This is a genomic window from Streptomyces sp. NPDC090045 (assembly GCF_044747975.1).
GTDB lineage: Bacteria > Actinomycetota > Actinomycetes > Streptomycetales > Streptomycetaceae > Streptomyces.
On the sequence record NZ_JBIVFA010000022.1, the window covers coordinates 1 to 26,980 of the forward strand.

Annotated in this window: 23 protein-coding genes; 14 read left to right on the forward strand and 9 right to left on the reverse strand. The window is 69.6% G+C overall.

What is annotated here, in order from left to right:
* On the reverse strand, positions 1 to 170 hold a 170-nt coding region (locus ACIPYQ_RS37535; protein ID WP_401258846.1), incomplete at its 3' end, for an alpha/beta fold hydrolase.
* A 141-nt stretch (positions 171 to 311) separates the two neighbouring features.
* On the opposite strand from ACIPYQ_RS37535, the gene ACIPYQ_RS37540 reads away from it, so the two are divergent.
* Complete coding sequence (locus ACIPYQ_RS37540) at positions 312 to 923, forward strand: helix-turn-helix domain-containing protein (protein ID WP_401258741.1); 612 nt, start codon at positions 312 to 314, stop codon at positions 921 to 923.
* A gap of 259 nt (positions 924 to 1,182) precedes the next feature.
* Positions 1,183 to 2,607 (forward strand): AI-2E family transporter, encoded by a 1,425-nt coding sequence (locus ACIPYQ_RS37545; RefSeq protein ID WP_401258743.1) that lies wholly within the window; start codon positions 1,183 to 1,185, stop codon positions 2,605 to 2,607.
* Positions 2,608 to 3,842: 1,235 nt separating this feature from the next.
* Here ACIPYQ_RS37545 and ACIPYQ_RS37550 read toward each other — a convergent pair.
* Positions 3,843 to 4,982, reverse strand: a complete 1,140-nt coding sequence (locus tag ACIPYQ_RS37550; protein WP_401258744.1) for a helix-turn-helix domain-containing protein — start codon at positions 4,980 to 4,982, stop codon at positions 3,843 to 3,845.
* Between the two features lie 86 nt (positions 4,983 to 5,068).
* On the opposite strand from ACIPYQ_RS37550, the gene ACIPYQ_RS37555 reads away from it, so the two are divergent.
* Both ACIPYQ_RS37555 and ACIPYQ_RS37560 read left to right on the forward strand, forming a co-directional pair.
* Entirely contained in the window at positions 5,069 to 6,124 is a 1,056-nt protein-coding gene (locus ACIPYQ_RS37555) for a ferredoxin reductase (RefSeq protein ID WP_401258746.1), read from the forward strand.
* A gap of 7 nt (positions 6,125 to 6,131) precedes the next feature.
* Positions 6,132 to 7,250, forward strand: a complete 1,119-nt coding sequence (locus ACIPYQ_RS37560; RefSeq protein WP_401258747.1) for a fatty acid desaturase family protein — start codon at positions 6,132 to 6,134, stop codon at positions 7,248 to 7,250.
* 673 nt (positions 7,251 to 7,923) lie between these two features.
* On the opposite strand, the gene ACIPYQ_RS37565 is transcribed toward ACIPYQ_RS37560, so the two are convergent.
* The 4 genes from ACIPYQ_RS37565 to ACIPYQ_RS37580 form a co-directional block, all read right to left on the reverse strand.
* Positions 7,924 to 12,429, reverse strand: coding sequence for a hypothetical protein (locus ACIPYQ_RS37565; RefSeq protein WP_401258748.1), 4,506 nt, complete (start codon positions 12,427 to 12,429; stop codon positions 7,924 to 7,926).
* A gap of 2 nt (positions 12,430 to 12,431) precedes the next feature.
* A complete protein-coding gene (locus ACIPYQ_RS37570) occupies positions 12,432 to 12,875 on the reverse strand; it encodes a hypothetical protein (RefSeq protein ID WP_401258750.1) in 444 nt (147 codons plus the stop codon).
* Positions 12,876 to 13,057: 182 nt separating this feature from the next.
* Positions 13,058 to 14,542 (reverse strand): CehA/McbA family metallohydrolase, encoded by a 1,485-nt coding sequence (locus ACIPYQ_RS37575; protein ID WP_401258751.1) that lies wholly within the window; start codon positions 14,540 to 14,542, stop codon positions 13,058 to 13,060.
* A 133-nt stretch (positions 14,543 to 14,675) separates the two neighbouring features.
* On the reverse strand, positions 14,676 to 15,383 hold the full coding sequence (locus ACIPYQ_RS37580) for a VOC family protein (RefSeq protein ID WP_401258847.1): 708 nt from the start codon (positions 15,381 to 15,383) through the stop codon (positions 14,676 to 14,678).
* Here ACIPYQ_RS37580 and ACIPYQ_RS37585 point away from each other — a divergent pair.
* The 9 genes from ACIPYQ_RS37585 to ACIPYQ_RS37625 all read left to right on the forward strand — a co-directional run bounded on the left by ACIPYQ_RS37585 (position 15,357) and on the right by ACIPYQ_RS37625 (position 24,473).
* Entirely contained in the window at positions 15,357 to 15,446 is a 90-nt protein-coding gene (locus tag ACIPYQ_RS37585; RefSeq protein ID WP_401258848.1) for a WYL domain-containing protein, read from the forward strand. The genes ACIPYQ_RS37580 and ACIPYQ_RS37585 overlap by 27 nt on opposite strands.
* A 775-nt stretch (positions 15,447 to 16,221) precedes the next feature.
* Positions 16,222 to 17,532 carry a radical SAM/SPASM domain-containing protein gene (locus tag ACIPYQ_RS37590; protein WP_401258752.1) on the forward strand — a complete coding sequence of 437 codons (1,311 nt, stop codon included), beginning with the start codon at positions 16,222 to 16,224 and terminating at the stop codon, positions 17,530 to 17,532.
* 89 nt (positions 17,533 to 17,621) lie between these two features.
* Complete coding sequence (locus tag ACIPYQ_RS37595; RefSeq protein WP_401258754.1) at positions 17,622 to 17,789, forward strand: hypothetical protein; 168 nt, start codon at positions 17,622 to 17,624, stop codon at positions 17,787 to 17,789.
* A 118-nt stretch (positions 17,790 to 17,907) separates the two neighbouring features.
* Positions 17,908 to 19,386, forward strand: a complete 1,479-nt coding sequence (locus tag ACIPYQ_RS37600) for a coproporphyrinogen-III oxidase family protein (protein WP_401258755.1) — start codon at positions 17,908 to 17,910, stop codon at positions 19,384 to 19,386.
* Positions 19,387 to 19,474: 88 nt separating this feature from the next.
* A complete protein-coding gene (locus ACIPYQ_RS37605; RefSeq protein WP_401258756.1) occupies positions 19,475 to 20,149 on the forward strand; it encodes a hypothetical protein in 675 nt (224 codons plus the stop codon).
* A gap of 26 nt (positions 20,150 to 20,175) precedes the next feature.
* Positions 20,176 to 20,958 carry a class I SAM-dependent methyltransferase gene (locus ACIPYQ_RS37610; protein ID WP_401258757.1) on the forward strand — a complete coding sequence of 261 codons (783 nt, stop codon included), beginning with the start codon at positions 20,176 to 20,178 and terminating at the stop codon, positions 20,956 to 20,958.
* Position 20,959: 1 nt separating this feature from the next.
* Positions 20,960 to 21,820, forward strand: coding sequence for an SAM-dependent methyltransferase (locus ACIPYQ_RS37615; protein WP_401258758.1), 861 nt, complete (start codon positions 20,960 to 20,962; stop codon positions 21,818 to 21,820).
* A 710-nt stretch (positions 21,821 to 22,530) separates the two neighbouring features.
* Positions 22,531 to 23,442: a hypothetical protein gene (locus ACIPYQ_RS37620; RefSeq protein ID WP_401258759.1), complete on the forward strand. Its 912-nt coding sequence runs from the start codon at positions 22,531 to 22,533 to the stop codon at positions 23,440 to 23,442.
* A complete protein-coding gene (locus ACIPYQ_RS37625) occupies positions 23,439 to 24,473 on the forward strand; it encodes a type IV pili twitching motility protein PilT (RefSeq protein ID WP_401258760.1) in 1,035 nt (344 codons plus the stop codon). The genes ACIPYQ_RS37620 and ACIPYQ_RS37625 overlap by 4 nt, the downstream gene beginning before the upstream one ends.
* Positions 24,474 to 24,650: 177 nt before the next feature.
* On the opposite strand, the gene ACIPYQ_RS37630 is transcribed toward ACIPYQ_RS37625, so the two are convergent.
* Complete coding sequence (locus ACIPYQ_RS37630; RefSeq protein ID WP_401258761.1) at positions 24,651 to 25,133, reverse strand: hypothetical protein; 483 nt, start codon at positions 25,131 to 25,133, stop codon at positions 24,651 to 24,653.
* A 353-nt stretch (positions 25,134 to 25,486) separates the two neighbouring features.
* On the opposite strand from ACIPYQ_RS37630, the gene ACIPYQ_RS37635 reads away from it, so the two are divergent.
* Positions 25,487 to 26,065: a hypothetical protein gene (locus tag ACIPYQ_RS37635; RefSeq protein WP_401258762.1), complete on the forward strand. Its 579-nt coding sequence runs from the start codon at positions 25,487 to 25,489 to the stop codon at positions 26,063 to 26,065.
* A 42-nt stretch (positions 26,066 to 26,107) separates the two neighbouring features.
* On the opposite strand, the gene ACIPYQ_RS37640 is transcribed toward ACIPYQ_RS37635, so the two are convergent.
* On the reverse strand, positions 26,108 to 26,347 hold the full coding sequence (locus tag ACIPYQ_RS37640; RefSeq protein ID WP_401258763.1) for a hypothetical protein: 240 nt from the start codon (positions 26,345 to 26,347) through the stop codon (positions 26,108 to 26,110).
* 95 nt (positions 26,348 to 26,442) lie between these two features.
* Positions 26,443 to 26,940, reverse strand: coding sequence for a hypothetical protein (locus ACIPYQ_RS37645; protein ID WP_401258764.1), 498 nt, complete (start codon positions 26,938 to 26,940; stop codon positions 26,443 to 26,445).
* Positions 26,941 to 26,980 lie beyond the last annotated feature (40 nt).

Consider the following 26,980-nt stretch of genomic DNA (forward strand, 5'->3'; position numbering starts at 1 on the left):
TAGCCGGCGGCGGCGAGAGCCGGGAGCTGGCGGCGCCAGGAGTACCAGGACTCGGGGAAGCCGTGCACGAGCAGGACCAGCGGGCCGGTGCCCTGTTCGACCAGGTGCAGGCGCCCGGCCGGGGTCTCGATGGTGCGGTGGCTGAGTTCGGCGGTCGGCTCGGGCTGCACGGGGTTCTCCTCGGTTCGCGGGCGGAGGCGGGTACCCGTCGATCATGCGGCGCGGCGGCCGCCCGACGCGATCGGCGTTGCCATTCTGGCAAGCTCGCAGGACAGGGCGATGGAACGGTGCGGCTGGAGGGAGCGGGAACGGTGGCAGGCGACGACCTCGACGGCACGCTGGCGGCGATGGGGCCCAGGCTGCGAGCAGCGCGCGAGCAGCACGGCGCCAGCCTCGCCGGCATCAGCTGTGCGACGGGCATCTCGCCGAGCACGCTGTCGCGGATGGAGACCGGCCGGCGCAAGCCCACCCTGGAGGTGGTGCTGCAGCTGGCGAAGGAGTACGGCGTCTCCCTGGACGAGCTGGCCGGTACCGCACCCGCCCCTGTGGCCGAGCCGCGCACCTCGGCGCCGCGGAGCTTCGGCGACGACAAGGCGGTGCTGCCGCTCACCCGGTACGTCGGCGGCTTGCACGCCCACAAGCACGTACTGCCCGCCGTCGAGGATCCGCCCACGCGGCCCCGGCAGGTCTCCCACCAGGGCTACGAGTGGCTGTGCGTTCTGTACGGGCGGCTGTGGCTCGCGCTGGGCAACCAGGATCTCGTCCTGGCCGCCGGGGACGTCGCCGAGTTCGACACCCGCACTCCGCACGGGGTGGCGAACGCCGGCCCCGGCGGGCCGGTCGAGTACCTGATTTTGTTCGGGCCACAGGGCGAACGACTGCGGCCGCGGACCAAGCCGGCCCCCGGTCGCAGGGCCCGGTAGCCCGCAGCCCCCGTGACCGACCCAGACCCGGTGCCGCTCGGCGTCGCGCAGCGGCCGCAGGCCACGAAGCCCCGATCCGCCAGCACCGAAGCAGGAGCCGCGGCCGCAGCCGCGCAGCAGGTGCTCGATGGCGCAGCCCGCCTCGACTCCACCCTCGTGGCCTCCCCGGCGCCCGGTCCCTCTCCGGAATCCCCGTTCCGATCGCCTGATCACCGAAAACGCGGGCAGACGGGCAGGCGGGGCGGAAGGAGGTCCGGAGATGTCCGGAATCCGCGACCTGCTGGGCCGCGCGAAGGACACCGCGACCGCGCTCGGTGAGCGGCGCGCACGGGCACTGGCCCTCCGCGACGCCGAGGAGGCGGCCGAGCGGGAGCGTGCGGTGCGGGTCCGCCTGGACCGGGCCCGCGCTCCGGACCCGGCCCGTGCGGTGCCCTGGGGCATGCGGGTCGCGGCCGAGGTCGCCTGGCGATTCCTGGTGCTCGCCGCCGCCGTGTGGGTGGTCATGCGGGTGATCGGTTCCGTCCGGCTGGTCGCGCTCGCCTTCGTCGCCGCGCTGCTGATCACCGCGCTGCTCCAGCCCACGGTCGCCCGGTTGCACCGCCGAGGCCTGCCCCAGGGGCTCGCCACCGTCGTCACGGCGCTCTGCGGATTCCTCGCCCTCGGCCTGATCGGCTGGTTCGTCGTATGGCAGGTGCTCGACAATCTGGACAGCCTGTCCGAACGCCTCCAGGAAGGCATCGCGGAGCTGAAACGGTGGCTCCTCGACAGCCCGTTCCATGTGACCGAGCAGCAGATCAACGACGTCACCGAGCGCCTGAGCGACGCGATCGGCACCAGCACCAGCGAGATCACCTCGACCGGTCTCCAGGGAGTGACCGTCCTGATCGAGGTCATCACCGGCATGCTCCTGGCGATGTTCGTCACGATCTTCCTGCTGTACGACGGCAGACGAGTCTGGGAATGGACGCTGAGGCTGCTGCCGGTCGCCGTGCGACCCGGAATAGCCGGAGCCGGCCCGCCCGCCTGGCGGACGCTCACCGCATACATCCGCGGAACGCTGATCGTCGCCCTGATCGACGCCGTGTTCATCGGGGTGGGCATCTACTTCCTCGGGGTGCCGCTCGCCGTCCCCATCGCCGTGGTGATCTTCCTGGCCTCGTTCGTGCCGCTGATCGGCGCCATCGCCTCCGGGGCGCTCGCCGTGATCGTCGCGCTGGTGACCCGGGGCGTCTTCACCGCGCTGATGACCCTGCTGGTGGTACTCCTCGTCCAACAGATCGAGGGCCACATCCTGCAACCGTTCATCCTGGGACGGGCCGTCCGGATCCATCCGCTGGCCGTGGCCCTGTCCGTCGCCACCGGCGGGCTGATCGCCGGTATCGGCGGAGCAGTCGTCGCCGTCCCACTGGTGGCCGTCACGAACACTGTGATCGTGCACCTCCGCGCCCACGCGGGCGAGGACGAGGGGCCGGCGCCGGAACCGGTCGCCGACCGGCAGGCCGAGGGAGGGCCGACACAGGACCCGGGAGCGGACCTCGGGCCTCCCTTGGCGCCGGTGGGGCCCGCAGCTCCCGTGGCTCCCCCAGAGTCCGTGAAGCCCGTGGAGCCCGGCTCCCCGGTCGTCGACGAGGAACCCGCCGAGCGAGCCGAGTCCCCGGAGCGACCGCCCGATGCCGTGGGGTAGTCCCGGGTCGGGAACGGGGGGCCGGTACCCGCGCATACCCGGTCCGGGCATGGCCCCCAGCTCATCACCCCCGGCAACACACAGACCGCCGTCCCGCGATCAGCGGCGAGAAGTGCGATGCGGCGATCAAGTCGGGCGCGTGGTCGTCGGCGTCGCAGGCGTGCCGCCAGGCGCCCATATCCCTGTCGTAGGACAGCGGAGGCCGTACGGGAGTCACAACCTGGCGGAGCGGGGCATGCTCAGGGAGAGGACGTCACTCGCATAGAGGTCATCATGATCATCCTCGGAGTGATGGGATCGTCCTCTGGGTGCTGGGCGCCGTGGGGCACACCGTGGGCGGCCGGAGCCACTCTCGGTGAGCCGCGGCGCTCTGCGGCGAAAAACGGCTTGTCCGTCACCACGAAGCGCCGACGGACGCCGGCTGCTCGGGCGCCTGGCCCGGCCCTCCACCCGGGCGCAATGTTCCGGCAGGACACGACTTCGCACGCAGGCGTGAGGAGGCCGAGGGTGTCCGCCGTGCGCCGACGCGGTCCGCGCCTACGCCGCCAAGACCTGCGAGAACGCCGACCGGCTCGCCGCCTTCGGTGGCATCGGGTGGGGCAACGTCGCGCCGACCGCCGGCAACGGGCGTTCTCCTTGGGGAGCCCGATCGCCGTGCAGGGTGGAGTGCGGGTGCTGGATCGGTGCGGGGCGGGGCCCGTCGATCGTCTCCGTGCCGGCTCTGCGGGTGGCCCTGCGCGAGGAGCCCCCGGCCCCGGCCGGTGAGGCCGCGCGGACCCGGCTGGCGCTGGGACCCGTCCGGTCCCGATCGCCCCCGATCACCGCCACTGCAACCGAGACACGGCCCGGACGGGCGCCCATCGAACCAAGATCCGGACCGTTTCCGGACCAGGCCCCGCCAGAGAACCGCACATACTGCCATTTTCCCAGGTCAGTGTGGGTGCAGCTGCTGTACCACCAGGAGACGAAGAACATGCTGGTCTCCTACTCCCCGAAGAAGCTCGGCTTGTTCTAGGAGGACGAAGGACGGGGCCTGACCTGGGCTCTTGCCCGTCAGGCGCCGTTGGCGCGACCCACTCGACACGGGTGTCAATCCTTTCGGTTCCTCCCGCCCCTCTCCCGCTCCAGACCGGCTGCTCCGGACCAGTCGCGGCCCAGGCCCGGCTCTCCGGGCGGGTGGCACGCCCTGGCTGACGCGGTCTCGCGGACTCGGTCGCGGACGGTCGAAGCACACGTCATCTGGCTCGAAGACCGACCGCCAGCGTCAGCTCGAGGACCCGGTGTGGCGATGCGAGATCCGGAAAAAGCTCCCGCAGCTGCGACATCCGGTACCGGACGGTCTGGGGATGGACGAACAACGCCGCCGCCACCTCGTCCCGCCTGCCTTGGTGAAGCAGCCACGCCCGCAACGTCTCCTCCAGCCGCTGTGCGGTCGCGACAGGCAAGGTCCGCAACGGTGCGAGGGCTCGGGCCCGCAGGTCTGCGAACGCGTCCACGTCGGCGCTCAGCACCAGCTCGGGCAGGTGGTCCTCGGTGTCGCGGATATCGGAGGAGAGGGAACGCGCGCGTGCGGCTCGTGCGTACGAGGCGGACGCACGAGTCCATGGCCGGGCCGGGCCGACCACGGCGGTGCGGTCGGTCAGCTGCCGCAAGAGATGTGCCCGGTCGGCATCGGGGACGAGCAGCACACCGAGGGCGTCCGGCACATCGTCGAGGACGAGGGTGCTCGGGTCTAGCGCGCGGTAGGCAGGCCGGGCCTGTGCGGCGGGCAGCAAGACGGCGGTCAGCGAAACCGGAGGCTGCCACCCCGCCCGTTGAACAGAGGCCAGCAGCACATCCGGGCTCGCGCCGGCGAGGAGGTCGCGGGCCAGGTGCTCCAGGTGGCGCTCGTGGTCCCGGCCCCGGGCGGCCAGTTCGTCGGCGTGGCCCGCGGCGCTCGCGGCGGAGAGCTCGTCGATGTAGGCGAAGGTCAGCTCGGCGAACTTGGCGACCTCGGCGGCGGGCAGACCTGCGGGTACGGCACCCGCTGCCAGGCATCGCCAGGCCACGCGGGCGCCGACGCGGTAGGCGCTGAGCAGGGCGTCCATCGAACGCCCGTCGCGCACCTCGCCGCGGCCCAGCTCGTAGGCTGCGTCACCGGCGTCGCCGCCCGTGGCGTTCCCGCTCGCGAGGTCCAGGTAGTGCCCCAGGGCGGTGCGGACCGCTCGGCGGATGGTGACGCCCATGCGGCCCGAAAGGGCGTTGGCGTAGGGAGGGACCTCGTCGATGATCGCCTGGACGACCTCGTCGGCGGTGGTCGTCAGCCCGGCCCGGATGGCGGTGACCGTCGCCTGCTCCAGGACCAGTTCGGTGACCCTCCGGATTGGATGGCTCATGTTTTATTCCCTGCGAACAATCCAGCTGACCAAATTTACGTCTTGCGGTCAGGACTTTACGCCCTGAGGCGCATCAAGCTGGGGTCATGACGAGTACAACCCTCCGCAGTGGGGCGTGGAAACTGCTGGAGATGATCACGACGCCGCTGCTGCCGTCGGACTACCTCGACCTGGTCAGCCCGCTGCGCGCGGGCGCTGACCTGCGTGGGCGCATCGAGGCCGTGCACCCCGAGACGGCTGACGCCGCGACCATCGTGATCAGGCCGGGAAGGGGCTGGCGCGGTCACACGGCCGGTCAGTACGTGCGGATCGGGGTCGACGTCGACGGGAGGCGCCTGTGGCGCGCCTACTCCATCACCTCGCCGACGAACCGCCAGGACGGCCGCGTCACGATCACCGTGAAGGCGATCCCGGACGGCAAGGTCAGCAACCACTTGGTCCGCAGGGCGAAGCCCGGCACGCTGGTCCAGCTCGACCAGCCGGCCGGCGACTTCGTACTGCCGAAGGCCCAGCCCGCCAAGGTGCTCTACCTGACGGCCGGCAGCGGCATCACGCCCGTGATGGGCATGCTGCGTGACATCGACTTCGACGACGTCGTCATGGTCCATTGCGCGCCACGGCCACAAGACGTGATCTTCCGCAAAGAACTGCACGGCCTGGTCGCGGACAAGAAGCTGCGGCTCACCGAGGTGCACACCGACACGGACGGCGTGCTCGACATCGCCCGACTCGACGAACTGGTACCGGACTGGGCCGAGCGCGAGACCTGGGCCTGCGGGCCCGCGGGCCTGCTCGACGCCGCCGAAGGGTTCTGGGGCGAACACGGCGTCGAAGAGCGCCTGCACACCGAACGCTTCCGCCCCGGCATCGTCGTCGCCGGTGACGGCGGCGAGGTCACGTTCAGCACCACCGGCAGGACCGTCGACGCGGACGGCGCCACGCCGTTGCTGGACATCGGCGAGGAGGCCGGCGTGCTCATGCCGTCCGGGTGCCGTATGGGCATCTGCTTCGGCTGCGTCACGCCGCTCAAGGCGGGCGCCGTCCGCGACCTGCGCACCGGCGAGATCACCGAGGCCGAGCCGGGCGTTCTCATCCAGACCTGTGTGTCCGCCGCGGCGGGCCCCTGCGATATCGAACGGTAGGAGCACCTTGACCGCCATCGACCCCACCGCCCACCTGACCGCGGAGCAGATCGAGGAGCTCGGCCGCGAGCTGGACGCGATCCGCGATGAGGTGATCGCCAGCCGGGGCGAGAAGGACGCCGCCTACATCCGGAAGGTCATCTCGGCGCAGCGCAAGCTCGAGCTGGTCAGCAGGGGCGTGCTGCTGTTCTCGTTCTTCCCGCCCGCTTGGCTGATCGGCACCGCCGGGCTGTCCGTGGCGAAGATCATGGACAACATGGAGATCGGCCACAACGTCCTGCACGGCCAGTGGGACTGGATGCGGGACCCGAAGATCCATTCCACCACCTGGGAGTGGGATCACGTCTCGCCGTCCGATCAGTGGAGGCATTCGCACAACGAGCTGCACCACACGTACACCAATGTGATCGGCAAGGACAACGACCTCGGCTACGGCATCATGCGCGTCGACGAGGACCAGAAGTGGCACCCGTTCCACCTCGGCCAGCCGCTGTGGAACTTCATCAACGCCTGCTTCTTCGAGTACGGCATCGCAGCGTACGACCTGGAGCTCGGCAAGAACCTGCACAAGCGGCGCCGCAAGAACCCGGAGTTCCGCGCGCGGGCCAGGGCCGTGGGCCGCAAGATCCGCAAGCAGGTGCTCAAGGACTACGTGATCCACCCACTGCTGTCGGGCCCGTCGTTCCTCACCACGCTCGCCGCCACGTTCACCGCGAACCTGGTCCGCAACATCTGGTCCCACTCGGTGATCATGTGCGGGCACTTCCCCGAAGGCGTGCAGGTCTTCGAGCGCCGGTCGATCAAGGGCGAGACCCGCGGCCAGTGGTACCTGCGCCAGATGATGGGCTCGGCGAACATCAGCGGCAGCAGGGCCATGCACTTCATGACCGGCAACCTGTCGCACCAGATCGAGCACCACCTGTTCCCGGACCTGCCGAGCAACCGGTACGCCGAGGTCGCGGTGAAGGTGCGCGCGCTGTTCGAGAAGTACGAGCTGGAGTACGTCACCGGGCCGCTGCCCAAGCAGGTGTTCTCCGCGTGGCACAAGGTCTTCCGGCTCTCGCTGCCGAACAAGAAGCCCAAGGTCAAAACGCCGGACCGCGAGCAGGAGCTCGTCGCTGCCTGATTCCCGGTAGCGGTTCAGATCTTTCCGCCGTACCGGCGTGGTCTCGTACTCCCCGAACAAGCTCGGCTACTTCTGGAGGCATGAAGGAAGGCGGCGCGATAGTCGGCACCCAGGCAGGTTTGTTGTCACCGGTGCCTGCGCGGGTGCTGCGACCGGCGTGTCCGCCACCGGTCAGGATGGCGCTGACGACGTCTGCCACGTCCACCTCGGTCACCCGGGCGGTGCGCCGGTCCCCGTAAGGCTCACGGACCCGGCCCTCGGCACGGATGGTGTCGGCCCATCCCAAGGTGTTGGCCATCAGGTCGACCGGCCGGATGAACGTCCACTCCAGACCGCTGCGACGCACGACCCGGTCCAAGTCCTGCCCGTTGCCGGGCGACAGGACGGTGATCCGTCGCACGCCCGCCTCGGCGGCCAGTGTCAGGATCTCGCCCCCGGTCCACAGGGGTGCGTGGCAGTGCGCGGACCGTCCGGCCCGAGCGGAGCAACCGCTGGACGATGTGACGGCAGCTCCGGCGGGGCGGGTTCGCGGCCTGCCCTTCGGTCTCGTCACCCGGATTGCGGCCATGACCCGGGTGAATTCCGGTGCGTCCCCCGCCTGGCCCGGAGTGAGGATGTGCGGTCGAGCAGCCGGATGCGGTTTCCTCAAGCAGGCGCTCATGACGGGGCCGAATCAGCCGCACGAGCGCTGGTGCGGGAGGTGCGGGAAGAGTGCCCGCCACTGGTCCTTTTCGACACTGAGCGGGTACCTGCTGCAGAGGCGCTCGTAAAGCGCGTCGGTGTCACGGTCGAGAAGGAAGGTGTACTTGGGCTGTGTGGTCGCGGCGTCCCTCAGCCCAGCCCCTTGTACCAGCATGAATCCGGGCAGTGAGGCGGGCATGGTGACCTCGCTCCGGGGGTCGAGCGTGACTGCCGCCGGGGTACGCCATTCGCCGTCCGGCCCTAAGTCCCATATGCGATACGGCGGATCGCCGCCGCTTATGGTCACAACCTGCTTGCCATCGGGGCTGAACTGCACTTCCTCTATTTCCAGGTCGAAGCGCATCGCCTTGTGCTTCTTCGGGTGCTGAGCGTCGCTCACGTCCCAAACCTGCAGCGATCCGTCCTGCAGAGCTGTGACCAGCCGGTCCCGCCCGGCCGACCAGTACCTGTGGGGCGCGGCAGGCAGGCGCTCCCCCTCCCGGGGGTGGGTGGGGTCGCTGACGTCCCAGAGTTTCGCAGTTTCGGTCGGCTCCTGGACAACGACCAACTCGCTCTCCGGCAGGTGCTCGAAGTCGAAGGTGCCGCTGCCGAGCGTGATCCGCCCTTCCGTCTCGCGGGGGCGGCGTGGGTCACTGAGGTCCCACACCTTCAGGTCGTATCCGTCGGGGTCCCCGGTTCGTTTGTCCGGCGTCAACAGAGTTCTGTCGCCCATGAACCAGGTATCACGGTTGCGCGCGTCCGCGAGAACGGGCATGTCCGACAGTTTCACCGGCCGTCGCACGTCCCGGACGTCCCAGACCTGCGCCGTGGCATGGTCAGGCGAACTGAGCACGAGCAGATTGCCGTCGGACGACACGGCAGGCGTCACGCCGTGTCTTGCGGCGTAGGTGATCTCGCCTCCTTCTTCGGGCGGCCCGTTGTCGTCGTCGAATGTCCAGAAGCGGAAGACGCTTTCGTCTCCGTCGCCGAAGCGGTGCGCCAGCACGATCGGGCGGTCCCTGCCGGGCAGGAACTGCCTCGAGGTCCAAGGGTGCGGAAGCGTGAATAGCCGACGCGGTTCGGCGTCCTTCGTGGTGCGCGCCGGCAACAGGTCCCATACGACCGAGCTTTCCGGGTTCGTGACCTGCGTGAGCAGGAAGCGGCCGTCGGGGCTGACGGGATCCGTGTCGGCTTCGAGGTCCTGCACCACTCCTTCGATTGATTCGTTCGGTTTCGTGGCCGGCCAGATCCGGACCCGTCCCCCGACGTCGCCCACGGCGAGGTGACGGCCGTCCGGGCTGTAGGCCACACTCTGGACGGGTTCGGTCCCCGGCAGGGTTCCGGCGGCGGCTTTCTCGTCGTAGAGGTTCCCCTTTGCCGGCACCGCACGGAGACGGACACCTGCCGTCTTGTAGGGGTCGGCGGCAGCCGCCATCCCGCCGTCGGGGTGGAAGCTCATCGACCTGATGTTCTCGGATCCGTACGGCCACGTGGTCTGCTCTTCTTCCGGGGGCACGGCTGCGAGATGGCCGCCCGCTTCCACCGTCCACCAAGCCGTCTCCGCCCGTGCGCCCGCCGCCAGCAGAAGGTTGCGGCGGGGATGGAAGGCGATGGCCATGACGGTCTTCGGGTTGGCCGTGTCCAGAACGCGCGGACTGGACGGATCCGCGACATCCCACAACTGGACCGTCGCCCTGTCGTTCTCCGCACCGGCATCGCTACCCGTTGCCAGCAGCCCGTCGCTGTTGAATGACAGGGCGACCAGGTCCTCGCGAGCCGTCGTGCGTTCCGCCCGCAACCGTGGCTCCGACGGCTCGGACACGTCCCACAGCCGCAGCTTCCCCGCCGCGCTCCCGGCGGCGAGCGTGCGGCCGTCCGGACTGAACGCTGCCGTGAAGGTTGCGCCTTCGGCGATTGCGTGGCGGGCCAGCCGTTTCGGCTTCGCCGGGTCGGCCACGTCCCACAGGAGGAGTTCCGTTGCGGTCTGCGCCGCCAGCAGCCGCTGTTTCGGATGGAAGGCGATGGCCGCGCTGCTCGTGAGCTCCAGGGCCGTCGCCTCGTAGGGGGTGTTCGCCCTGGAGACGTCCCACAGCGCAACCCGTCCACCCCGCTGGCTCGTCGCCAGCAGCTTCCCGTCACTGCTGAAGGCGACGAAGAGCACGGGCTCACGCTCGTGCGCAGGCAAATCCAGCGGTGTCAGAGTCAGATGGGCGGAGTAGAGGCTCGAACGGGTCGCGGGCGTGTCCGCCAGCCGGTACGCGGCCAGGCTCAGCCGGAGCGCCGTCTGGGGGTCGCGCTCGCGCATCGTGTCGGCCTGCGAGGCCAGCTGGTCGGCCATGAGCACGGTCGCCCGGTTCTCGGCCTCCTGCTGTGCCCCCCGCGCCACCACCGCCAGCACGCTCGCCAGCACCGCCAGCACCGTGACCACCGCGACCGCCGCACGACGCACAGCCCCGCGGCGGCGCTGGGCCCGGTCGGACGCCTGGAGGAAGTCCTGCTCCACCGGCCGGATCGGCAGCGTGCCGCCGCCCTGACCGAGCCGGGCCCGAGCCGCAGCAAGCTGGTCGCCGCGGTACAGGCCACTGTCCGGACGGCCCGCTTCATGCCAGCCCTCGGCCGCCTCGCCCAGCCTCCGGCGCTCCAGCAGTCCGGACCGATCCTCGAGGATCCAGTCCCGCAGCCGCGGCCAGGCGTACAGCAGCGAGTCGTGGCAGAGCTGCGCCTCCCCCTCATCGACAACGACCAGCCGGTCCGCCGCCAACCGGTCGACCAGCGTGGATACCCCGGAGAGGTCCTGCGACGGCACCCGGCGACGCACCGCACGGCCACCACCATCCACCAGCAGCACCATGCGCAGCATCAGTTCACGCAGGGTGCGCTGTCCGGCCGCGTCCAGCGAGTCGTACAGCTCGTCGGCCGTACGCGCGACGGAGCTGCGGATCCCACCGGCGGCCTGATACCCGGCGTAGGTCAGCCGACCACCGTGACGGCGCGCCCAGGTCTGCCGCAGGGCGTGAGCCAGGAACGGGAGCGCCACGGCGTCGCCCTCGACATCACGTTCCTGTCGCAGCTCGCGCAGGACGTGGTCGGCAAGTCCCTCCTCCAGGCTCAGTCCGGCCTGCTCGGCGGGCCGTTCGACAGCGGCGCGCAGTTCCTCGTCGGACATGGCCGCGACGGTGAACTGCCCCTTCCGCACGATCCGGGCGAGACGCGCATCGTTCAGACACTGCCCGTAGAAGTCGGCGCGCAGCCCCAGCACGATCCGGGGGCCTCTGTCGCCCGATGGGCCGGAGATCGCCCGGACGAAGAGCTCGCGCTCCTCCACGTCCTGGCACTGAGTGAAGATCTCCTCCAACTGGTCGACGACCAGAACTTCGGGCCCGCCCGTCCCGAAACGCCCCGATCCCAGCTCGCGTTCCACCTCGGCGAACGGCCTGCTGACGGCCGCCGCCCACGTCTCGGCGAGCGTACGGAACGGTCGCGGCCCCGCACCAGGGACGAGCAGCACCCGCTCAGTGGTCAGGGCCGCCACCAGCCCCGCTCTGAGCAACGAGGACTTGCCGGTACCGGAAGGCCCGACGAGGACGACGGGCCCCGCGTGTTCCCGGCTCCTCACCCGGTCCGCCAGCGACCGGGTCAGCTCCTCCCGCCCGAAGAACAGATGGTGCTGCTCGGGCAGGAAAGGCCTCATGCCCGGATACGGGCACGGCCCCTCGCTCTGTGGCTCGACGGCTTCCGTCTCCGCACCCACCACCCGTCCCGGATTGCGGGCGACGCGCAGGTCGGCGGCCCGTCCCACACCATCCGAGTGGGGGCGCACGGGACCGCCCTGGAACCGTTGGTCGAGGCTCCGGTACAGGTCGAGAAGCGTGAACCAGGCCGGCCCGCCGGCATCGCCCTCGGTCAGCAGCCGCAGCAGCTCGCCGCTGAAGAGCGTGTGCGGTGCTCCCTCGGGGGCGAAGGACGCCGCGTAATGTGTGGCGGAGGTGAGCAGGAAGCTGCCCGCAGGACGGGCGGAGGCGAGCAGCTCGCGGTACGAGTCCTGGGGCACGGGATCCGCGAGCCCCGAGAAGCAGCAGTCCAGGACGACGACCGGACTGGCCGTCGCGTCCCCGAGCCGTTTGCTGATCTGGTCGTACGACACGGCGTGTACGGTGTCGCCGGGCAAGGCGGTACCGGAGGTGGCGAGGTACAGCTGCCTCCCCGGGCCGAGCAGTCCGTGCCCGACGAAGCAGAAGAGCACCACGCCGCCTTCGGAAGCGTCGATGGCGGCCTGCACGGCGGCCAGCACCTCTGTCGGCCCCTCCGGGTCGATGACCTCGGTGACGCGCCCCTCCATGCCGCAGTGCCGACGCAGCACGTCCGCGATGTCCCGCGCGGAGCGGGCGGCGCTGGGCAGGTCAGCGAGCCCCGCAGTCCCCTCGGGGCCGTACCTGCCGGTGCCAACGACGACGGCATGGCAGTTCGCCGCTGCCAGGTCCCCCCGCTCGCCCGGCATCGTCAGACGCTCTCCGCGCCCTCGGCGGCGGCAGGTTGCGTTCGTTGCTGTTGCGGTTGCGGTTGCGGTTCCTGTTGCTGGGGCGTCGCCTGGTGGAGCGCTGCCGCGACCTGCTGCGCAAGGTCCCCGGGATTCTGCGCGGCCCGCCCGTCGATTCCCTCCGACGTGACCGTGACCTGGGTGCCGTCGGGCCGGGTGATGGTCACGGTCTGGTTGACCTTGCGGCTCTGGAGCCAGGCGACGACTGCCGCGGCGACGGCCGCGGTCAGCCCGCCCGGCGCGAGCAGCAACGGCACGATCTCCGTGGCTCCACCGCTCATGCTCCCGGAATCCGGTGCTGCGGGAACCGGCGTACCCACGTGACTGCGCAGCTGCGGATTCCGCCGCAACCACTCCCGCAGATCGTCCGTCTCGGCCGGTCCGCCGGCGTCCAGGGTGATCCTCATGCGCCCTCCGGAAGATGGGTGATGCCCAGACCTCCTGAAGCTAACCGCGTACCGCTGGCGACCACCAGGCCATATCCGTACGGGAGTTGGCCTGAAACAGGACAACTCTGTCACAGACAGCGAGTCGTGATCACCACCGAGCCGGTGAAGCGTCCACATCCAGCACCATGCTCCTGCGATCGTCAGGGGCGCAACCAGATCGGGTTGGTCAGGGCGGCCGGCGGCCCGGGGAGGGGCGGCGCCTGGGGTGGATGCCGGACTTCCGCGCGGACGTAGGCGGTGCGGGCGGGTGTCGTGCGCCATTCGAGGGCCGTCGCCGCGGGCACGGTGAGGGCCAGGCCCTGGTCCGTCACCAGCCGCAGCTCGCAGCCCTCCACACCGGTCACCGACAGCCGTACGAGGACCTCCGTGCCCGGACCGGCCACGGCCAGCGCCTCCCCGATGCCCGCGTGGGCCCCCCTCGGGGTGACCGCGGTGAAGTCCACGGAGACGGCGGAGGATTCGGCGGCGTAGGCCCGTCCGGCGCGCAGCCCCGCCAGTATCGACTCGCGGGACAGGTCGTCGGCCAGGACGACGGTCTGGGGTCCGCCGATGCGGTCCGGGTCGCGGTGGTAGTCGCTGTGCGCCAGAGCGGGCAGCCAGCGGTCACCGTCCGCCCCGCACAAGGTGGCGTCCCAGGAGGCCAGGGACACCTCGTCGTCAGCCGTCCAGGGGCCGTTCCACACTTCCACGGCGTCGGCCTCCCCGAGGCCGAACTTCCAGGCGCAGCCAAGGCAGGTGGCGTGTGGATGGGCGGGTACGACCAGGCCGCCCGCCTGCCGGACGGCGCGGGCGAATCGCGCGAAGCGGCCGTCACGGGCCCGGTAGCGCCAGTCGATGAAGGTGCCCGGGTCCGTGCCCACGGCGAGGACGTGTCCGGTCCGTGTGGTGATCTCCTCGCCGGTGAGGACGAGGAGCCCGCTGTCTGCGGCGCCCGCCCAGGCGGTGTGGGAGCTGTGGGTGTTGTGCTCGGAGGTGTTGACGAAGTCCAGGCCGGCGGCGCGCGCGAGGGCGATGATCTCGGTCGGGGTGCGGCGGCCGTCGGAGTGCACGGAGTGGACGTGACAGTCCCCGCGGTACCACGCCCGGCCGCGGCCCGGAATGCGCTCGGGCGGGTAGGCCACGGGGACGGCGGGTGCCGGTGCGCCGTGGACGAACGTGACGTCGATCTCGTAGGGCAAGCCCTGCGGTGCCACGGTGTAGGGGCCGAGGGCTATCTGCCAGCGGCCGCGCTCCAGCGGTCCCGGCAGATAGCCGGGGGTGGCTTCGTCCGCACGGAGGAAGAACTCGCTGCGGGCACCCCCGGACCAACCGCGGAAGCCGCGGCCCCCGAGCGCGGTGCCCCGTTGGTCGAACAGGCCTATGTCGAGGGCGTTTCCCGGTGTGCCCGGCGGGGTGGGCGGCTTGTCGTAGCGGTAGGAGACGCGCAATTCGCGCACGCCAGAGGGGACGTCCAGCGGCACGTACACGAAGTCCGGTGCGCCGGGCGGGATCGTGCCGCGCAAGGTCGTGGTCGTGATCGTGGTCGGTGCGGATCCCCCGCCCGCGCTGACGGTGGGCGAGGGGGCGGCGACGGCGGTGGCCGAAGCGGCTGCCTGTGCCAGTAGTGCTCGTCTACTGAGGGCCATGGAGCCCAGGATCACGGGAACAAGTGAATCCGACGTGAACACGTGAACGCCCCGGGCCGGAGTGGCTGCGACCCGTGTGGGCGCCCACCGGACCAAGATCCGGATCATTTCCGGACCAGCCCCCGCCCGAGAGCTACTCCCCGAAGAGACGTTGGATTCTTCTAGAGCAGCAACTCGGGTCCCTGGAGGGGCGATTGCCCTCCTCGGGGTGCGGGGCGATTTCAGGCCGTTGCTGGGGGCGTCCGTACCTCCGCATGGGTTGTCGGGGGATTGCGCCACCGAGTCGCTCACCATCGCCGCGGTTTTGCCGTAGGTACGGGTGACCTTCCAGCCCAGCGCGGCTGCGTAGAAGTCGGCGAGCGCCCTGCCGTCGTGGCCCCAGGACGCCGCACGCTTCACGCGCACTGTGCACTGCGTCGCGCTTCTGCTTCTGGGCGGCGGCGATGACGTACCCGTCGGGGTCCGCGAAGTAGAAGAGCTTCTGCCCCCCGTGCTCCATGACGTCCTTCTGGACGGTGACCAGAGGGCGGATGCGCTCGACGTAGGAGCCAAAGTCTTCGACGGCCAGGCAGAACATGCCGAACGCGCCGACGGGGGTGTCCTTGAGGTACGGCAGCCACGCCCGCAAGTGATCGTCGCGGTAGACCATCAGGGCGAACTCGCCCCCGAAGAGGAGGATGCGCCGGTCGCCATCGGGGTCGCCGCCGGCCGGGAGGGCCGTGAAACCGATCTTCTCGCAGAACTCGACGGCAGCCTGAGTGTCGGGAACACCGAGACAGGGAGAGAGGGCCGGCGCCGGGCCGAACCGTGGGCTCTGGTCGCCGCCGCACCCGTCTGGCACCTCGTCGCCTACGACACCGACCACGACGAATGGCGCCTCTTCCGCGTCGACCGCCTCACGTAAGCGACCCCCAACGGCGACCGCGTCGCCCCCGCGAACCGCCAGCCGACGCCGCCACGGTCCGCGCCCGCACCTACTCCCTCCCCGCCCGCATCGTGCAAGTGCGCGACCAAGATACGGACTGTTTCCGGACCACGACGCCAACCGCGTGGCCCTAATGCAGGCAAGCCACATGGGTCGGCGTGGGGACGCAGGCCGGATCCACTGCCTCGCTGCACCGGTCCCGGTCCGCCAGCGTGGCCCGTCGATCGACTGCCGACGCGTCCACGCCGGCCTCCGCCCCGGCTTCCTGCTCAGGGGTAGCAAAGGCTCCGACCGAACCGACTGGCGATTCGTCAGATCTCCGCGCTCCACGGCGCTTGACCACCACGACCTTGATCAACTTTCGCCACAAACCCCAGTCGCGCGTACACATGTCCCGTCGCGAGGCCTCCGTCGACTACGGCGCTCGTGGCCGACCCGGCGGGGCGCCTGCCAAGGCCCGCCCTCGGGCCTTTCGTCGGCACCGGTCGCCCGATCGGTCGCCGACCGGACCAGTGAGGCGAACGGGCCGTCCCGGCCCCCACCGGGCCGGTGGCCGGCTCCGGAACACCGTCCGACCTGCACGGATGTGCCGTGCGTCCGCCGAGGCTTACATGACGCGCGCGGAGGGCTGTCGAGTGACTGTCGGTGCAACGGCAACCTACCTTGTGCGTGCTGCGAAAGCAGGGGCGCATGGGCCTCTTGTCACCCGCCATGAGGCCGTTTTTTCATGCCACTCCAGGAGAGGCTGGGTTCTATGCAGAAGATCCCCTTCCAGATAAATGGCGGCGGCATCGTCGCGCTCCTACCGAACGGCCACGTCGAGTTCCTGTCCAAATCCGCAGAGAAGAGAATTCGCCTACACAACTCGGGAACGCCCACCTCTGTCGACGAGTTGATGGCATACGCGATTTCGGACCCACTTGTGGAACTGGAACGGTTCCACCTTTCTGCGCCGGCGATCGCCTTCGTCGAGACGACGAACCTCTGCAATCTTCGCTGCCGCCACTGCTACGCCGACTCCGCGCTCAAGCGACCCAACGAGATCTCCACCAGGGCCCTCAAGGACCTACTGGACGACTTCGCCGAAATGGGCGTACTCCAGGTTTTCCTGACCGGTGGCGAGATCTTTTCGCATCGTGATGCGGTGGAAATCATCCAGCACGCGCGCACCAAACCCTTCAGCACCCAGGTCTTCACCAACGGCCTGCTGATCACCGAAGAGAAGCTGGCGAAGATCCCGCCCGGCCAGTCGTTCTTCATCAGCTTCGACACCGCAGATCCCGAGCGCACCGTCCGCGGCCGGATGGACTTCCCCAAGCTGCGCAACGCCTTCGAGATGATGCGGAAACACGGGCACGTCTTCCGTACCGCGATCTCCGTCCACCGCAACAACATCCACGACGCGGAGGAAATCTTCGACTGGTGCGCCGACCACGGCTACCCACGCCCGCAGTGGGTGGAGACGCACCCTGTCGGCCGCGCACTGCTCCACCCGGACATCCTGCTCCGCCCGGAGGACGTGGACGAGGTCTTCGAGGTCTTCAAGCGTTGCATGGACCGCTATTCCTCGGACCCGAGCGCCTTGCCTCCCGCAGCGGGTACGCAGGACGGCAGGGCCCCGCGCCGCGCCGCGGACGAGATCCGCGGCGTCGACACCATCCAGTTCTGCCAGCGACTGGAGCATGCCGTCGGCCAGGAGAAATGCGGCCGCTCCGTCGTCTACGTCAACAGCCGCGGCGACGTCTACCCGTGCAGCAACTGCATGTCGGGCCAGCTCTACCGGGCCGGGAACATCACCGAGCGACCCTTCGCGGCCATCTGGGAGAACGGCTTCGACGAATTCCGCGACATCCGATTCGACCAACACACCGTCTGCGGCACATGTCCGGTGGCACGGGAAGGCAACTGGTGCCAGTTCCGCTGCCCGCCGCTGGCCCGCAATCTGACCGGTGACCCCAAGGGCTGCGGCGCCACCGAGTACCTACAGGAGTTCATGCTCCGGTCCGGCCGGTACTGGCGCCGACGCCGCGAGCAGAACATCCGGCTCACACTGTCCCCGCGCTGAAGCGCCCTTTCCGACTCCCGCTTGCCGTCGATGTGAGCGGGTGACCCTATCCGGCGGATCCACGTCCGCCCTTCCCGAGGGAGAAAGCCATGGCCGACGAGCAGAAGAAGATCATCAAAATCCACCTCGAGCCCTCACAGGACGGCGTGACCCTGTGCGCCGTCGGCGCAGCCTCGGCCACCGCGCCGGACGACTGCAGCCGAGTGCTGGAGCAAACCACCATCACAGAGCCCACCGTCATCGAGATCCAGGTCTGATCCGCAAGCCTGTCAGCAGTTTCCGAGTCGGTGAAACCGCTTTCCCGGCCGGCCCGCCCACCGGACGGGCCGGGAAAGCCCCGCCGACGGACATGACCGGCAAGGAGACGAGGTCGCGATGAGCACTGTGACGGCTGCTGGTTCAGAGGAAACCACCGAACTCCGTCCCGGATTGGGGCTTGAGCAGCTGCTCCTGGAGAATCCCGCCCTGCGGATCGACCAGGACGAATACAACATCAATGTGACTGCCAACTACGGTGAGCAGCTGTCGAGTGCTCAGGTGGCACAAGCGATCCAGGAACACCCTGGGGCCGGCCTGCCTGCCCACCTGTACTTCCACGTGCCGCTCTGCGCCTACATCTGCCACTTCTGCAATTACGTGAAGCGGAAGATTCCGCAGGGCGCCGCAAGGGAATCGACGCTCCAGTCCTGGACCGACATACTGCTGGAGGAGTCCTCCCGCAGGCTGGTGCACGCCCCGTGGATCGCCGAGGCCAAGATCGAGTCCGTCTACCTGGGTGGTGGCACCGCCTCGCTGCTCGGCACGGGGCACCTGAGCCGCCTGCTCGACCACGTGCGCGGACATTACAGCCTGTCCGAGGGATGCGAGATCACCCTCGAAGGCAACCCCGACAACTTCCAGCGGAACGAGCTCGCTGAGGCCTGTGCGATCGGTTTCAACCGGTTCAGCGTAGGGGTGCAGTCCCTGCAGAGCGAGGTCAACAGCTTTGCCGGGCGCGGCCACGACGCGGCGATGTCCCTGCACGCCATCGACCGGCTGCGGGCCACCGGCAAGCCGTTCAACGTCGACATGATGTTCGGCCTGCCGTACCAGACCGTCGAGACCGTCACGGACGACATCCGCCGCCTCATTGAGCTCGAGGTGCCCACCATCACCATCTACCGGCTGCGCAACGCCGACCGGGCGAAGATGAACATCGGCAACCGGGCTCTGTGGAACATCGAGGATGTGAAGGCCCGCCTGCACGGGCAGGGACTCTTCCCCGGACTCGTCGAGACCTACCGCATGCGCGAAGCCATCGTGGAGCTCCTGCTCGACGGCGACTACCACCCCAGCCCGTGCGGCTGGTGGAACCGCCCGGGGACGTACCCAGGCGGGAACATCCCCCAGGTCTCGCGGAACAAGTGGCAACGCCACGACACCATGATCGCCTACGGCCCGGGTGCGTACGGCTGGCTCACCGGCGAGGGCGACAGCGTGGTGCAGACCCACAACATCGCCGACATCCCCGAGTACACCCGTCCTCTCCGAGAAGGGACGGGTCTGCCCCTCGCCTCGGGGCGGCGGTTGACGGGCTACCAGGCGATCGGCATGGTGCTCGGCTTCGCGTTCAAGGCGAACCAGCCCATCGACGCCGCGCGGTTCCGGCGGCGGTTCGGCGTCGAGCTCTTCTCCGACGATCCGTTCGCCGGGGCCTTCGCCGAGCTCACCGAGCGGGGGCTGCTGAAGCAGGTAGCCGGGTCCGCGGAGAGCGTCGTACCCACCCTGGACGGAGAGGCTCTGCACGAGGAGATCATCAGCGTCTACTTCCATCAGCGGATCGGCGGCTTCAGCGAAGCGGTGTGCCGTCGGTGATCCGGTGACAGTGCGGCGAGGGGGCGGGAGCAGCTCGGCCTACCGGCTACGGCGCTCCTCCCCCACCGGCCCTGCCAACGCCACCGTCGTGCTCGCAGGGCCCGGCACCGTGTCCGCGTACGACGGCGTGGGCCGCGACGACCTGCTGCTCGCCGGCCTGACGCGCCACCTGGTCTCCGGTGGTGCCCAGGTACTCCAGTGCGACATGCCTGCCCGGCACACGGGCGTCCCCTCGGAGGAGGCGGACGTGGCCGCCCGCGCGGAGCGGCTGGAGCACCTGCTCCGCACGTACGCTCATCCGGCCTCGGGCCCGGTCAGCCTGCTGGGGTTCTCTCTGGGCGGGCACGCCGTGCTGCGGCTGCTCGGCAGCACCCGGTCCCGGCTGGTGGACCGGGCGGTGCTGGTGGGCACCGTGGTGGACGAGAAGACGTTCGTCAACGTGCCGATCACCTCGCTCGACCTCGTCTACGGCAGCCGCGACCTGATCGGCTACCAGGCTGCGGATGCCCCCGCCAATGAGCTCCCGCCCCTCACCTACGGCCCCGACGTGTACGGCAAGTGGTGCGCGAGTCGCCTGATCTGCCGCAACGAGCCGACGATCCGCATCCACGTACTCAAAGGCCTCGGCCACACCCTCCACCCCTGTGTCGCAGGGCCGGTCATGGACCCGGTCCCCTTCCTCGCCGCCCTCACCGGTGCACAGGTGGTCCCCCGACGTCCGAAGCCGCACCGGCCCTCGGCGCCCAGCCGTTCAGGCGGCTGAGGAAAGATCCCCCGAAAGGCGTTCACATGCTCTCCAGCCAGCGATTCGACAAGATCGCCAGCAACTTCGCCACCAGCGAGGTACACCGCTCCAGCCCGACGATCGACGCGCTCCACGAAACGCTGGGCCCGCAGACCGGCCGAGCCCTGTGCGACGTTGCCTGCGGGGCGGGCCATCTCGCGCTCTCCTTCGCCGCTCAGGGGCCGGCCCGTCTGGTCGGCGTCGATCCCGCACCCAGCATGCTGGAGGAGTTCCGTGCACTGGCCGACGACCGCGGAGCGAAGGTCGAGGCAGTGGAGGCCTTCGCCGGAGAACTCCCTTTCCCTGACGGGTCATTCGACCTCGTCATGTCCCGGCTCGCACCCCACCACTTCCCCGACCTGGCAGCGGCGGTGGCCGATATGGCGCGTCTGCTCCGCCCCGGCGGCCAGCTCGCCGTCATCGACCTGGAGGGCCATGAGGACCCGGAGATCGACGCGCTCAACCACGAGCTGGAGATGCTCCACGACCCGACGCACCAGCGCAGCTACACCCTCGACGAGTGGATCCAGTGCCTCTACGACGCCGGGCTGAACGTGCCGGTCGCCCGCGGATCCCAGGCGGAGAGCCCCACCGGGGTTCCGGTCAAGCGGTGGTGCGAGATCGCCTCGTCCGGCACCGAGGCCGAGCAGGCCATCCGCCAGCGGCTCACCGAGGCGCCTCCGGGACACCTGGACGCCCTGGGCATCCGCCGCTCCGGCAGAGAATTCCTCATCCCCGTGCGCACCTGCATGGTGATCGGTGTCAAGCCGCTGGCGGAGACGCGCTGACATGCCGGTGATCACGCTCTACACGCCGGCGCCGAGCCCCGGTGTCGCGGCGTTGCAGGAGGTGTCCGACGCCGTAACCGGACTGCTCGACCTACCTTCCGGGCACTGCTGGATCCTCTGGCAACAGCTGGAGCCCGGCAGTTTCCACCGCCCCGAGTGGGAGAAGGACAGCGACGCCCCGGCCCCCGTCGGGTTCGTGGTCTGTAAGCAGAGCTACACCCGGGCCCAGATCGGCGCGTTGCTGAGGCTTCTCCAAGCGCGCCTCGGCGACTTGCTCGGCGTGGCCGGGGAGGAGATCTACCTGACGGTGCAGCGGGCCACCGCTGGCGAGTTGCTGGTGCGGGGCGAGGTCTGGCAGGGAGACGAAATAGTCGGGACGGAGACGGGGCAGAAGATCAAAGCAGTGACGGACCTCGTCCCGGTCGGGTTCGTGCACAACGATCGTCGCGATCTCACCGACGACAACTGGGGGCCGGTACCCTCGGTGATCAACCTGGACAGCAACCAGTTCACCTCGGACGCCCTGCTCCGCCTCGACAGCTTCTCCCACGTCGAGGTCGTCTTCCACCTCCACCGCGTTCCGGTGTCGAAGATCCAGAGTGGTGCCCGGCACCCGCGCGGCAACGTTGACTGGCCGCTGGTCGGCATCTTCGCCCAGCGCGGCAAGAACCGCCCGAACCGGATCGGGGTCTCCCGTTGCCGGTTGCTGCGGGTGGACGGTCTGGACATCCACGTGGAGGGCCTCGACGCGGTGGACGGCACGCCGGTGCTGGACATCAAGCCCTGCATGACCCAGTTCGCGCCTCGCGGAAAGGTCGTCCAGCCGACCTGGGTGGACGAACTGATGCGCGACTACTACTGAACTGCCCACGGGAAGGCCGACGTGACATGTCGGATGGCGGGTCGAAGCACTCCGACTCGGTATTGGTCATGTTCGTTGGCCCCCTCGCCTTCTGTCGCCCGACGCCCGACGCCAGACGCCAGACGCCAGACGCCAGGAGGACGCTGGCCGACCGGGCCGGATGGTCTTCCACCAGGGCAGCAGCCTGCGATCGACGCGGACCTCGGCACAAATTTCGGCGCGCCCTACCCCGGCGGCGTCGACTCAGCCTCCGGCAAAGACATGACCAACGGCTCTCCCGGGACCAACATCCACACCACCGACCCGGATGACATCGAGGACGACTGCCCGTAGAGACAGACTCCGAGGGCCGTGTCGGCGGGCCGCTCTCTTCGGGCACCCACGCAATTCGCCGGCTGAGTGGGAGAGCGGGCTCCCGAGGACCAAGATCCGGACCGTTCCCGGACCACATCACTGGTCAGAAGCCTCAGGACCATCCCTTCCGCTGGCCAACCATGACGCGTTTCCTGAACAACCAGCAGACGAAGAATGTTTTGGTCAGCTGCTCCCCCAAGAAGCTGGGCCTTTTCTAGAGCCTCAACCCGGCCGCGCTGACCGTCTCCGGCACCGGTACCGCCTGCGACGCGAACCACGCCCTGACCGCCCGTAGAGGCGCACTCGGTGTCGACGTGGTCGACCTCGGCGCCTGCGGGGTCACGAAGGAAGACCAGTTGTCCAAGCTCGCTGTCGAGTACGCGGCGAGGTTGGGCACGGGCAGTACCGAAGCCGCCGTGCAGCTCGAGGGCGTCGAGCTCGCGATCGTGTTCCGCGCCCCGTCCATCAAGGCCCTGTCCGGCTGCCTCACGGCGGACAGCCGTTGCGCGGTGCTGAAGTCGACCGACGACGCCGACACGACCACTCATCACAGCCGCCTGGTGATCAACGGCACCGTCTACGCGCCGATCGCTGCCGTCGACCTGTCGATGAGCCGGGTCAGCTCGCAGGTCGTCACCCGCGGCGTCATCGCCCGGACCATCGCTCTCGGCATCAGCCCGGCCACCGGAAACCTCCGCCCGGTGATCGGAATCCCGCCGGAGCCGGTGCTGTTCACGACCTATCCGGCCGTGATCGCGAAACCGGCTTCGGTCACCGCGATCACCGGGTTCACGCCCCCGGCTCCCGGCGCGCCCGTCGACGTCACGGACGCCACCGTCCCCGGCGGTGGCCAGGCGTCCCTCACGTTCGGCGGCTACGCCCCGCCGGCACCAGCCACGACCGGACCGCTCGACCACGCCGTCCTGCAGGTGGCGCACCACGAGGACGGCGACGTGCAGTCGGTCAAGATGTCGGTGGGCTTCCCCGGCAGCACCTGCACCGGCGTCGACAACGCACTGGACGTGCCGGTCCGTCCCGGCTCCAGCGGCCCGGTGACCGACCAGGTCGACCTGGCACGGTGTGGCCTGACCAAAGCCTCCCAGTTGGCCGGGCTGACCATGGCCCACACCGTCACCGCCGGGAGCGGCGGCGCGACCGAGCACCTCGGCGGCACCCGGATCGACCTGCTGTCCGGGCCGCTCGTCAAGGCCGCCGTGTCCTTCGACGGCCACACCAGCACCGTCAAGCAGTGGACGGTCCTGCCATGAGCAAGCACACCACCTTGGAGACCACCATGCCCGGGCCGAGTTCCGCGATCATCGACCACCTGCTCGGTGAGCTGTGGGAGCGGGGCGGCAGCGACCTCCTGCTCACCACCGGATCGGCGCCGTTCCTCCGCGTCGACGGCACCCTGCGACCGCTCGAGGGGGCCGCGCTGACCGAGCCGGAGGTCGATCGCCTGGTGACCGGGGTGCTGGGCGAGGAACTCACGGAACGGTTCCGCCGGGAGAAGCAGGTCGATTTCGCGTTCAGCTGGGAGGAGAAGGCCAGGCTGCGCGGGAACGCCTTCGTGCAGCGCGGCGCGTCGGCGCTGGCGCTGCGGATCATCCCGTTCGACGTGCCGTCGTCCGACCAGCTCGGGCTCCCCCCGGTCGCCGTCGGGTGGGCGGGCATGCCGCGCGGCTTCGTGCTCGTCACCGGGCCGACCGGGTCGGGGAAGTCGACGAGCCTGGCGGCGCTCCCGACCACGTCAACACGCACCGGTCGGTGCACATCCTCACCATCGAGGACCCGATCGAGTACCTGCACCACCACAAGCGTTCGGCGGTCAACCAGCGCGAGGTCGGCACCGACACCGACTCCATCCCCGCCGCGCTGCGCCCGGCATCGCCGAGACCGGGCACCTGGTGTTCGCCACCCTGCACACCAACGACACGTCGCAGACGCTGGACCGCATCGTCGACGTGTTCCCGGCCGAGCAACAGCCGCAGATCCGGCTGCAGTTGGCGCACACCCTGGTCGGCATCCTCAACCAGACGCTCATCCCCCGGACCGGCGGGGGCCGGGGGCCGCCTTCGAGGTACTGGTGGGCACGTCGGCGATCCGCAACCTGATCCACGAGGGCAAGACCCGCCAGCTCCGCAACATGATCACGACCGGCCACAGTGACGGCATGCAGACTCTCGAGGCCAGCGTCAACGCCCTCGTCGCGGCCGGCATCGCCTACGAGGACGCCGTGCTGCACACGGCCTACCCGGAGGACACCAAGCGGCCCCAGGTCCCGGTCGGCCGCGCCTGACCGTCCGATGGGCGCCCTTCCTTCTCCGCCGCGGCGTCCAGTGGTCCGCATGCGGACCCACCAGGGCATGCCAAAGCCCCTGGGGCCCGACGGGCCCGGCAGGGGCTGATCAACTGCATTCGGCTTCGCCGCGTGAACCGGTACCGGCACGGGGAGCTACGTCACGGGGTTCCCGCTTCAGCCGGAAGCGCCCGGGCCTGCTTCCGCAGGGGCCTCACCGGTCTCCATGGCCGGGATCTCCGTCTCCTGAGCCGGGGTTTCCGTCTCAGTGGCCGGGGTCTCCGTCTTGGGGGTTTCCGTGGTCGGGGTTTCCGTGGTCGGGGCGGGCTTTTCGGGCTTGTGCTCGCAGTACACGGTGCCCTGGTAGAACTTGCAGCCCGGCATGTTCTTGACGTCCTTGATCTTGCCGTGCTTCTTGCCCTTGCCCTGGTCCTTCTTGCCGTGCTTCTTGCCCTTGTGGCCCCGGCTGTCCTTCTTTCCCTTGCTCTCATGACCGCTCTTCGCGTGGTCGACATGACCGGCGACCAGCGTGGCCGCCTCACCGACCTGCGGCGCGGCCGGCGCAGCGAAGGCACTGGTGGGCAGCAGCACGCCTCCCCCGACCATCACGGCCGAGACGGCGAACATCGAAAAACGCTGCTTCCGAGAAGTGCGAGCCATGAGAATTACTCCAGTAAAGGGGGGGTGGGGGGATTCGAAGAACAGTGCCGAAATGTCCGCTTTGTCCTTCTGCTAAAAGACTGACTCCCGGACTTCACGACACTGTCCGCCGACTGTCACAGGCGCGTGACAGGCCCCCCACACCGACGGCGCCACGCCTACGACCCGGCCCGTCCGCGCGCTCCATGGTGTCCCGGCAGCGGATACGTACCTCCGTTTCGTCCGGGTGCATCCGAAGTGGTCGGGGCGGACGCTGGGAGAGGGCCCGGGAGCGGCGACCGAGCCGTCCGTCAGCGAGCACCTCATGGGAAGTGATCGGTATGACACACCGCCCCCGGACACAGCGCCTTGTGATGCTTACGGCCTCCGCGGTCCTGATCGCAGGAGGTGTACCGACTTCCGCCGCCGCGCTGGCCGCCCCCTCCACCGCTGCGCTGCTGCACGTCTCGGCCCCGTCCGCCACGCCCGCCGTGGACTGGGCGGAGACCACCGATCCGCCCAGTGGCATCACCGCAGAGCTTCCCGGGAAGGCCACCGTCCGGAAGGCGACCGTCTCCATCGAAGGCAAGGAGGTCGACGCGCGCGTGTACATCGCGGAGACCCCGGACGGAGCGGTCGGCTTCGCCGTCCACGACATGCCGGGCGACCAGTACCCGCTCAAGGACAACCTCCAGCGCGTCCTCGAGTCGTACATGCAGAACACCGCCGAGCCCCTGACCAGCAGCAACGTGCACAAGACGACGTTCGACGGCCGTCCCGCCCTCGACGCACGCCTGACCTCCGAGACAGAAGACGAGACCCTGACCGGCTTCATCCGCCTCATAGCGGACGACAAGCACCTCGTGCAGGCCCTGGCCCTCGGCCCCGAAGCAAACGAGAAGGCCCTGAAGGCCATGCACGAACGGCTCCTCGCCACCCTCCGCATCCCCTGACCCCGGCCTCGGCGGGGCGCCCGGGGCCGCCCGGGTCGGCGCTCACGCCACGGCCACCCACGTACGGGCCCTGGCGCGGCGACGGAGCTCAACCCGGACCGCCCGGGAGCGGCCCGGGACGGCCCAGAAAGGGTGCGCCTCGATGCGGCACGAGAGGGCGATCAGCCGACGTCGGAGTGTCGTGGTGCCGGTCTGCGCGGACTGGCGGGCCAGGTCGGCGTAGGTGCGCAGCCATGCGGCCTGGAGGTCGATCAGGTCGTCGGGGAAGTGGACGGACGTCATCCATTAATTCAATCAGATGTTCGAATATAGGCGCGAATGGCGGCGCCGGCCCGCAGGGTAGCGGGCGGAGCACACGTGTTGCTGCACTGAGCGCATTAGTTGGCGCCGGCTTTGGCTACGTCGCGTTCTGCCGGTGTGACGCACTGCGTGTCACCGTCGAAGCTTTCGCGCCATACGTAGCCCTGCAGGCAGGTGTCCGGTCCGTAGGCGCCGCCGGCGGGGTCACGGTAGGGGTTATCCCCGCCCTTGCCGCCATCACCCCCACCGCCGCCGAGGATGCCGCTGCCGCCGCGGCCGCCGTCACCGCCGCGGCCGAGGATGCTGCCACCGATGAAGTCGCCGTATTCCTCGCTGTAGATGCCGCCGCTGTCGCGCTGGCCGACGGTACCGCCGTAGTCGACGGTGTCGTCGTTGGGTGCGGGTACGTCGGAGAGGACGCCTGCGACCAGGGGCCGGGCTGCGGGTGCCGTTGCCGCTGAGGCCGGCAGGGCGACGGCGCCGGAGATGAAGGCGGCCGAGGCGAAGGCCAGCAGGTAGCGGGACGTTCGTCGCGCGGTCCGGGCGTGGCGGGGGCGGTGCGTGGTGTGGGACATGAGCGTTCCTCGCAGGTGGGGCCGGTGGAAGGTGCCGTCT

Excerpts from the sequence above, each read along its gene's own strand:
- ACIPYQ_RS37545 (WP_401258743.1), top strand. The coding sequence starts at position 1,183 with ATGTCCGGAATCCGCGACCTGCTGGGCCGCGCGAAGGACACCGCGACC.
- ACIPYQ_RS37550 (WP_401258744.1), bottom strand. The coding sequence starts at position 4,982 with ATGAGCCATCCAATCCGGAGGGTCACCGAACTGGTCCTGGAGCAGGCG.
- ACIPYQ_RS37555 (WP_401258746.1), top strand. The coding sequence starts at position 5,069 with ATGACGAGTACAACCCTCCGCAGTGGGGCGTGGAAACTGCTGGAGATG.
- ACIPYQ_RS37565 (WP_401258748.1), bottom strand. The coding sequence starts at position 12,429 with ATGCCGGGCGAGCGGGGGGACCTGGCAGCGGCGAACTGCCATGCCGTC.
- ACIPYQ_RS37570 (WP_401258750.1), bottom strand. The coding sequence starts at position 12,875 with ATGAGGATCACCCTGGACGCCGGCGGACCGGCCGAGACGGACGATCTG.
- ACIPYQ_RS37575 (WP_401258751.1), bottom strand. The coding sequence starts at position 14,542 with ATGGCCCTCAGTAGACGAGCACTACTGGCACAGGCAGCCGCTTCGGCC.
- ACIPYQ_RS37590 (WP_401258752.1), top strand. The coding sequence starts at position 16,222 with ATGCAGAAGATCCCCTTCCAGATAAATGGCGGCGGCATCGTCGCGCTC.
- ACIPYQ_RS37595 (WP_401258754.1), top strand. The coding sequence starts at position 17,622 with ATGGCCGACGAGCAGAAGAAGATCATCAAAATCCACCTCGAGCCCTCA.
- ACIPYQ_RS37600 (WP_401258755.1), top strand. The coding sequence starts at position 17,908 with ATGAGCACTGTGACGGCTGCTGGTTCAGAGGAAACCACCGAACTCCGT.
- ACIPYQ_RS37610 (WP_401258757.1), top strand. The coding sequence starts at position 20,176 with ATGCTCTCCAGCCAGCGATTCGACAAGATCGCCAGCAACTTCGCCACC.
- ACIPYQ_RS37615 (WP_401258758.1), top strand. The coding sequence starts at position 20,960 with ATGCCGGTGATCACGCTCTACACGCCGGCGCCGAGCCCCGGTGTCGCG.
- ACIPYQ_RS37625 (WP_401258760.1), top strand. The coding sequence starts at position 23,439 with ATGAGCAAGCACACCACCTTGGAGACCACCATGCCCGGGCCGAGTTCC.
- ACIPYQ_RS37630 (WP_401258761.1), bottom strand. The coding sequence starts at position 25,133 with ATGGCTCGCACTTCTCGGAAGCAGCGTTTTTCGATGTTCGCCGTCTCG.
- ACIPYQ_RS37635 (WP_401258762.1), top strand. The coding sequence starts at position 25,487 with ATGCTTACGGCCTCCGCGGTCCTGATCGCAGGAGGTGTACCGACTTCC.
- ACIPYQ_RS37640 (WP_401258763.1), bottom strand. The coding sequence starts at position 26,347 with ATGACGTCCGTCCACTTCCCCGACGACCTGATCGACCTCCAGGCCGCA.
- ACIPYQ_RS37645 (WP_401258764.1), bottom strand. The coding sequence starts at position 26,940 with ATGTCCCACACCACGCACCGCCCCCGCCACGCCCGGACCGCGCGACGA.